This is a genomic window from Leptolyngbya sp. Heron Island J, from assembly GCF_000482245.1.
GTDB lineage: Bacteria > Cyanobacteriota > Cyanobacteriia > Phormidesmidales > Phormidesmidaceae > Leptothoe.
Map to the genome: position 1 here is coordinate 21,202 of NZ_AWNH01000020.1, position 7,473 is coordinate 28,674.

6 protein-coding genes and 1 pseudogene are annotated in these 7,473 nt (G+C 44.9%); 6 read left to right on the forward strand and 1 reads right to left on the reverse strand.

Translation table 11 applies throughout. The features are described 5' to 3' along the window. Positions 1-91 precede the first annotated feature (91 nt). The 6 genes from N836_RS46235 (at position 92) to N836_RS46260 (ending at position 6,169) form a co-directional block, all read left to right on the forward strand. Positions 92-1,111, forward strand: coding sequence for a cytochrome d ubiquinol oxidase subunit II (locus N836_RS46235; protein ID WP_023071465.1), 1,020 nt, complete (start codon positions 92-94; stop codon positions 1,109-1,111). A gap of 304 nt (positions 1,112-1,415) precedes the next feature. Continuing rightward, entirely contained in the window at positions 1,416-2,606 is a 1,191-nt protein-coding gene (locus N836_RS46240) for an HlyD family efflux transporter periplasmic adaptor subunit (RefSeq protein ID WP_023071466.1), read from the forward strand. Positions 2,607-2,731: 125 nt separating this feature from the next. Further along, positions 2,732-3,889 (forward strand): ABC transporter permease DevC, encoded by a 1,158-nt coding sequence (gene devC, locus N836_RS46245; RefSeq protein ID WP_023071467.1) that lies wholly within the window; start codon positions 2,732-2,734, stop codon positions 3,887-3,889. 92 nt (positions 3,890-3,981) lie between these two features. After that, positions 3,982-4,716 (forward strand): DevA family ABC transporter ATP-binding protein, encoded by a 735-nt coding sequence (locus N836_RS46250; RefSeq protein ID WP_023071468.1) that lies wholly within the window; start codon positions 3,982-3,984, stop codon positions 4,714-4,716. Positions 4,717-5,100: 384 nt separating this feature from the next. Beyond that, entirely contained in the window at positions 5,101-5,484 is a 384-nt protein-coding gene (locus tag N836_RS46255; RefSeq protein ID WP_023071469.1) for a nuclear transport factor 2 family protein, read from the forward strand. Between the two features lie 73 nt (positions 5,485-5,557). Further along, positions 5,558-6,169 (forward strand): antibiotic biosynthesis monooxygenase, encoded by a 612-nt coding sequence (locus N836_RS46260; protein WP_200867393.1) that lies wholly within the window; start codon positions 5,558-5,560, stop codon positions 6,167-6,169. Between the two features lie 215 nt (positions 6,170-6,384). On the opposite strand, the pseudogene N836_RS46265 reads toward N836_RS46260, so the two are convergent. Continuing rightward, a pseudogene (locus N836_RS46265) lies at positions 6,385-7,442 on the reverse strand (winged helix-turn-helix domain-containing protein). Positions 7,443-7,473: the final 31 nt, after the last annotated feature.

The following is a 7,473-nucleotide window of genomic DNA, read 5'->3' on the forward strand; positions in this document are numbered from 1 at the left end:
ACGTCCAGATGATGACTAGCAATGAATTAGAAACAAATCAGCTCACTAATTTTGTTTAAAGCCAACGCCCCACAAGTGCTCAGCTATAAGTATGGATACCCTGATCTATTTTCTCCCGCAAATCTGGTTTGTCATCCTTGGCATCTGCTTATTTCTCTACATCCTGCTTGACGGATTTAATTTAGGTGTGGGCATTCTCTCTTTAACCGCATCGAGTGAAGAATATCGTAATTTCTTGATCACTAGTCTCAGCTACGTTTTGGCTGCTAACGAAGCCTGGCTCGTGATTATAGGTGGCGTACTCTCTGGGGCATTTCCACTCGCTTATACCGTTATCTTAAATGCTCTAAATATTCCAACTATCATGATGTTGGTGGGACTAATCTTTCGTGCTGTTGCCTTCAAATTGAGAAAGTATTCAGACAACAAATTATTCTGGGATCTCGCATTTGGAGGTGGGTGCCTTCTCACGGCATTGGCCCAAGGATTTGCTATGGGCGCAATCTTTAAAGGCTTCAGCGTCAATGAGCTTGGGCATTTTACTGGAAAGGCCTGGGACTGGCTGAGCTGGCAATCAGGGCTAGTGGCCCTTACCCTGATTCAAGGTTATGTTCTGATTGGTTCAACCTATCTCATCTTAAAATCCCAGGAAACACCGCAAGAGGAGCATTACCGCACTGCTAAGATTTCGGTATTTATCATGCTAATGGGTGCTGTTTTCAGCACTATCTCATCATCAATTTTTGATGAACAGCTTAGGATACAACTCCTGGCACCCACACAAGTATATTTATTTTTGTTCGTTTATATCCTCGTTTTTTTACTAGTTTGGCGTTTAATCAGAAGTCTGAACCAACAAAAGAAAGCTGCGCCCTTCGTCTGGACTATCTTTATCTTTATGGTATCGCTCTTGGGCCTGGGGTTAGCCATATTTCCTGTTATCATTCCGCCTAACATCACGATCTATGAGGCAGCATCTTCCCCCCGATCAATGGTCTTGATGCTGATCTTCGTCGGTACCCTTATTCCCATTTTGCTGGCCTGTAGTATTTATCAATATGTAGCGTTTTTGATTAACAGGCTCAAGTGGATAATAGCCGTGCTGAGCTAGGAATCTGTTATGGAGCGCCCTTATTCTTTGTCATCAACCATGACCTGGGTCATGCATTTCCATGCACTCTAGAACTATTAAGGTTTGTAAATCGCTGTTAGGCTAGTTTCTAAATAATGGTTCTGCTGTTGGGATTGAGGATGTAGGGAATTGACTGACAATACTATCTAACTGCATCTTTCAGATGAAATCATTCCGAGAATCGGTAATGTCCACTGTTCAATATGCGTGACAATTTCAACGGATTGTTGTTTAACTATGCTGGAATTGCAAATAATGCAGATCGATTCAAGGAGGGGACTTTATGGTAAAACCCTCTGAACTAAACCAAGTGCTGTCCTTGCCTACGCGCTATCGATGGCTCATTAGTTTCGCTGTTGGGAGCATGCTCATTATCGGGGGGATTGTTTACACATCACGCGATCGGCCTTCACCTGTTTCTCCATCAGTGCATACTCCTGTTGCAACAACAATTAATGCACTGGGACGACTGGAACCTGCTGGGAAAGTTATTCAGGTTTCTGCCCCTAGCGGTCAGGTAGCTTCTAGCCGCGTCATCGAGTTACGTGTCAAAGCAGGCGATCGTGTTCAAACTGGTCAGATTATTGCAGTACTCGACAGTCGTGACCGCTTCCAGGCTGCATTAGCCGAGACTAAACGGCAAATTGAAGTTGCAACGACGCGTCTAGCTCAGGTCAAAGCGGGCGTAGAACCGGAGGAGATTTTAGCTCGTCGTGCTGCGGTTACTCGGCTAGAAGCACAGCTAGCTGGAGAGATTCAGACCCAAGCAGCGACGACTGCTCGTCTTAAAGCACAGGTGAAGGATGCTGAAATGAGTCTACAACGAAGTCAGTCGCTGTTTACGGCAGGGGCAGTTTCAGAGGAAGTGCTAGATGCTCAAAGGCTTGAGTTCGAAACTGCTCAAGAAATCTTGAATGAACAAAGTGCCCGTGTAGATCAAACAAGTCAAGTATTAGAAGCGCAAATTCGGGAGGCTCGCGCTGTACTTGAGCAAACGATTGCAGTGCAGCCAACAGATGTAGCCGTAGCACAAGCAGAAGTGAACCAGGCAATTGCTAATGCAGACCGCCTGCAGGCTGAACTTGAGACAGCATTTATCCGTGCTCCTCAAGACGGTCAAGTTTTGGGGATTCAAACACGGGCTGGAGAGACCGTCGGTAATGAGGGCATCATCGAGCTGGGGAATACTGAACAAATGATTGTCGTTGCTGAGGTATTTGAAAGTGATATTGGTGAGATTCAGCAGGGGCAATCAGCGACAGCCGTCAGCTCAACAGGTGTCTTTTTAGAGACATTGCAGGGAACAGTTAACTCAATTGGCTTACAAATTGCTAAACGAGATGTTTTGGATACTGATCCAACCGCTGTCACAGATGCTCGTGTGGTGGAAGTAGAGATTCGATTAGATGAGGAATCAACCAAAATAGTCGCAGGTTTAACCAATCTCCAGGTAAATGTCAAAATTCAAAAATAGGCGAAACTCTTACAAGGAGAGGATATCTCATCCCTACTCTCACAGCTGAGCTTTTAATTTATGTGTAATCGACTGATCTAGATAAAGAGATTTTTAAGCTGATTATTAAGTCCGATATTTAGAAAATGTTTAGAAGAGAGATACCGCTAGCCTGGTTGCAGCTAATCCGGCGAAAAGGGCGATTTCTAACTGCGATCGCAGGTATTGCATTTGCCAATATTTTGATGTTGATGCAGTTAGGCTTTCAAAATGCTTTATACGATAGCAATACTCGTCTGCATAACCAATTAAATGCAGATCTGGTGCTGTTGAACCCCACAGCTCAAAACTTGAGCAATTTAAATACGTTTCCCCGACGTAGATTGTTTCAAGCAGCCAACTTTCCACAAGTTGTATCCACAAATCCGCTGTATGTCAATATTGCATTTTGGAAAAATCCTCAAACCCATCAAGACACATCCATCATGGTGCTGGGCTTTAACCCACTACAGCCTGCGTTTGACTTGCCAGAGCTACAGTCCAATGCTAACACCATGCTTTTCCCAGACACGCTGCTATTTGATCAAGGCTCACGGGGTGATTACCAAAAGGCTATTGCTCAAATTAACCAGGGTGAGAGGGTTACCACTGAAATTCAAGGTCGTCAGCTCGTATTGGGAGGACTGTACCGGGTAGGAGCCTCTTTTGTGGCTGATGGTAGCTTAATGACCAGCGACCAAAACTTTCTCAGAATTTTTAGCGATCGACAAGCAAGTGAAGTCAGTATAGGGTTAGTGAGCCTGAAACCAGGAAGCAATTTAGAAGCGACTACCCAGGCACTCCGACAAGAGCTTTCTAACGATGTCAAGATTCTCACACGGCAGGAGTTTATTGATTTTGAAGCAAACTATTGGCGCAGCAGCACTTCAATTGGATTTATTTTCAGTTTAGGTGTAGTCATGGGTTTTATTGTTGGTGTCATCATCGTGTATCAAATTCTCTACAGCGATGTGTCCGATCATTTACCCGAGTATGCAACGCTAAAAGCAATGGGATATCGCGGTGTTTATCTATTGAATGTTGTTTCCCAAGAAGCCATTATTCTGGCTCTTTCTGGTTACATTCCTGGCTATATGATCTCACTTTGGCTATACCAGCTAACGCGTGGTGCAACCAATTTGCCACTGTTAATGACCTTTGAGCGCGCTACTTTGATTCTGGTTCTAACGGTAATAATGTGCGCTATTTCAGGGATTATCGCCATGCGGAAGCTACGCTCAGCTGATCCTGCCGATATTTTCTAGTACTCGACATCCGCTCAACACATTATTGTTCTACCTTGCGGCACTGATTCTTTGTATTCAATTTTAGCTTTTACTTAGGGGAAGTAAGGTTCATGGATAAAAGTAGTTCCTTGAAATCATCTCAAGTACCTGTTGTTTCTGTACGTCATCTAAATCACTTCTTTGGTCAGAAGAATCTCCGTAAACAGGTACTATTCAATATCAATCTCGAGATTCGCTCAGGCAAAATCGTACTAATGACCGGGCCCTCTGGCTCTGGAAAAACAACGTTATTAACCCTCATTTGTGGTTTGAGAGCCGCCCAGAATGGTAGTTTACAAGTGCTTGGACAAGAAATTTCTAGCGCAAAACAAAGCCAGTTAAATCAACTACGACGACAGATTGGCTATATTTTTCAAGCGCACAATCTACATCAAAGTCTGACTGCTCAGCAGAATGTAGAAATGGCACTGCAGTTACATTACCTTACGGCTCGATCACGACGCATCAGGGCAGCTGAAATGCTGGAAATGGTTGGATTAGGGCAACGGTTAAACTATTTCCCAAGTGATTTGTCAGGAGGGCAAAAACAGCGAGTTGCGATCGCACGTGCACTGGTCAGTCATCCGACGATCGTTCTTGCAGATGAACCAACTGCTGCTCTTGACAGTAAATCAGGCCGAGAAGTCGTAACACTGATGCAGAAGCTTGCTAAGGAGCAGGGCTGTACCATTTTAATGGTGACCCATGATAATCGCATTCTTGATGTCGCTGACCGGATCATCCATATGGAAGATGGATATTTGCTTTCCAATCAGTCTTCTCAGTTACAAGCACAAAGCGCTTAAAAAAATTCTAATCGCGTTTATTAATCCATTGGATAATTACTTAAGAAAAAAGATGTGCTAACTCGAATTGCTTCTGTCTCAGAAAAATCTCTTCACTGATTTAAATGAAAATCTTCCAATGGCACTGCAATCCACACATCGATGAGCAGCACCTAAAGCTTGGCCATGAACTTCTGTAATTGTTGAAGTAACGACCTTCGGGCAGTGGCGATGGCAATCACACAAGGTGATTATCGTCCGAAATGGTCTATTGCTATAAATCCAGTTCAAATTTGTGGCTTATTTGTCCGCAAATTCCTTAAGCACTATGGGAGCAGAATTATCAGTCAGCAACCTTGATTTAAGGAGTGTATAGTTGGGGAGTCACCGCTAGCGCTAGATGTCATGACAGATATTGCAACGGCTCGTGAAGCCTTTGATTTGTTTGCTCAAGGTTGGACTACCGGCAACTTCGATCCCTACATTGCAGTGCTGGCCGAGGAAATGATGTTTTGGTTTCTGATGGGGACTCATCGGGGCAAGTTTAGCGGCCTAGAGGGACGACAGCAGATGATTGCCAAATGTCGAGACCATGAAGCGGCAGGCGACCGACTGACGTTTTCTGAACCGCAATACGTGCTCAATGACGATACATCTGTAATGTTTGAATTTGAAGCAGAAGGTCTCTACGCCGGTCAATCCTACAAGGGGCATAATGCGATCGCATTTGAGGTCAACCATGGCAAAGTTGTTGGCTTTCGCGAGTACTTTGGTAACTTAGGTGCCTAAACTCATGGTTATATAAATTCTTTGTGTGATCGCATTTCCCATCCCGTTTGTTTGACCCATAATGACGCAACCCATGATGGCTTCTAACGCATATCCCTCCATTCAAATTGTCAAGCACCGCAACGATGACAATCAACCCGTGACCGCTGTTATCTCCCAGCGCGTGTCCCGTCAGCACCAGGCCGACTATGAACGTTGGGTGCAGGGTATTTCCAAGGCGGCCCGACAGTTTCCCAGCCACAGAGGTCTCACGGTCATTCGTCCTGAAGCGGGCATCTGTCTTAACTTTGTGATTATTTTCAAGTTTGACTGCTACAGCAACCTCAAACGTTGGCTGGATTCAGACGAGCGACAACGGTGGTTAGACAAGGCTAAACCCTTCATTGCCAAGCAGAATAAAATTCAGATTCTCACCGGTTTTGAGACCTGGTTTACCCTACCCGTTAAGGCCGTACAGGGCACGCCTGCGCGGTATAAAATGGCGATCTTAACAACCTTTGCAGTATTTGTTGCTGTGAACTTGTTTAATTCTATACTCATGCCGCTACTGACTCAATTTTTGCCGCAGTTGCTGGCCTCTTTGGTGGTCACCTACCTCGTGGTTTTAGTTCTAATGCCTCGGTTAACAAGCTATTTCGTCGCTGGCTCTATCCGCAATAAAAAACCATTGGCAGACCTTGTTTAAGCTTCACTCTTAAACACTAAAGGTGTAGACACATTTAGCTTAAAGAGTTTCATTCACGGAGTCTAAACGGATTTCAAAACTCAATTAGAAGTCAACAAACAATGCGTCAAGACGCGATCCCGTCATGCTCTGCAGCAAATTTCGCAGCAGAAAACTTGTCCGACAGCAGCGTCTTGTTAGGTCACTTACTCCTAGCACTGCCGTTACCCTGGGTATCATCCTAGAGTTTTTAGCGCACTGTGCAAACGTTGAGTGAGATGTTTTGGGTGAACTTTAGTCAAAGCCACTGAGTCACATTTTTGGAAATGACAAAATTGTGTGATGGCGTCTACAAAGGCAGCAACGACTGAATCCTCATCAAAATTATGTTGTTCTAAATGGAGTGATTTGATCTCTAAATGGCTGATTTTTCGATGGGCTTTACAATCCATCCGCCCAATAAATGTATCGCGATAAAGGAGTGGCAGGCAAAAGTAGCCATACTGACATTTTGCTGCAGGTACATAACATTCTATCCGGTAGTCATATTGAAACAGTGCTTTGAGCCGTTCTCGCTGAATGACACTATTGTCAAATGGCGACAGAATCAACATACGGTTGTTCAACCGGGGAAGAGGGCGTTCGCACACACCCGTTTCCAATAAAAATACTTCGCCACTGCTTATCTGTACTTGTTCTAACGTGTGTTGCGATAATCTCTCGTCTACCAAAGCTTTTACCGCCTTGCGTAGTTCAGCTTGCGGCGCTGATAGGTCAGTCCTTTGAGGGAAACCAACCCATGGCAGCGCAATTGTTGATCGACAATATGTGCCGCAAATTCTTCCATGCTGGGCATTTGTGAATTTACGTCAGATGGCAGTACTCGCTCAGTCAGGTCATATGTTTTCTGGAAACCTTCACGGGTGCTGACCATTAGGTCCCCTTCCATATACAACTGTTCGAGTGCTTTTTGGGCTGGCTTCCAGTCCCACCAACCTGCACGTTTTGTGGTGTTCGTTTCGATATCTCGGGCTCGTATCGGGCCATCTGAACGGATGCGGGCCAACAGCTCTCCCATGAGCTTTGTATCACGGTTTCTATACCAATGGGTTTGGCCGCTTTTAATGGCGTGTTTGTAGGGTAAGGAGAAGCGAAAATCGGTAATGGGGAGAAAAGCTGCCGCGTGGGCCCAATACTCAAAAATGTCGCCATTGAGCAACATTTGATTGGTCATGGCGGGCTTAAATTTCGGCACTCTAGAGTAGAAGACATGATGGTGTGCTCGTTCTACCACCGATATAGTGTCGATCTGTACATACCCGAGG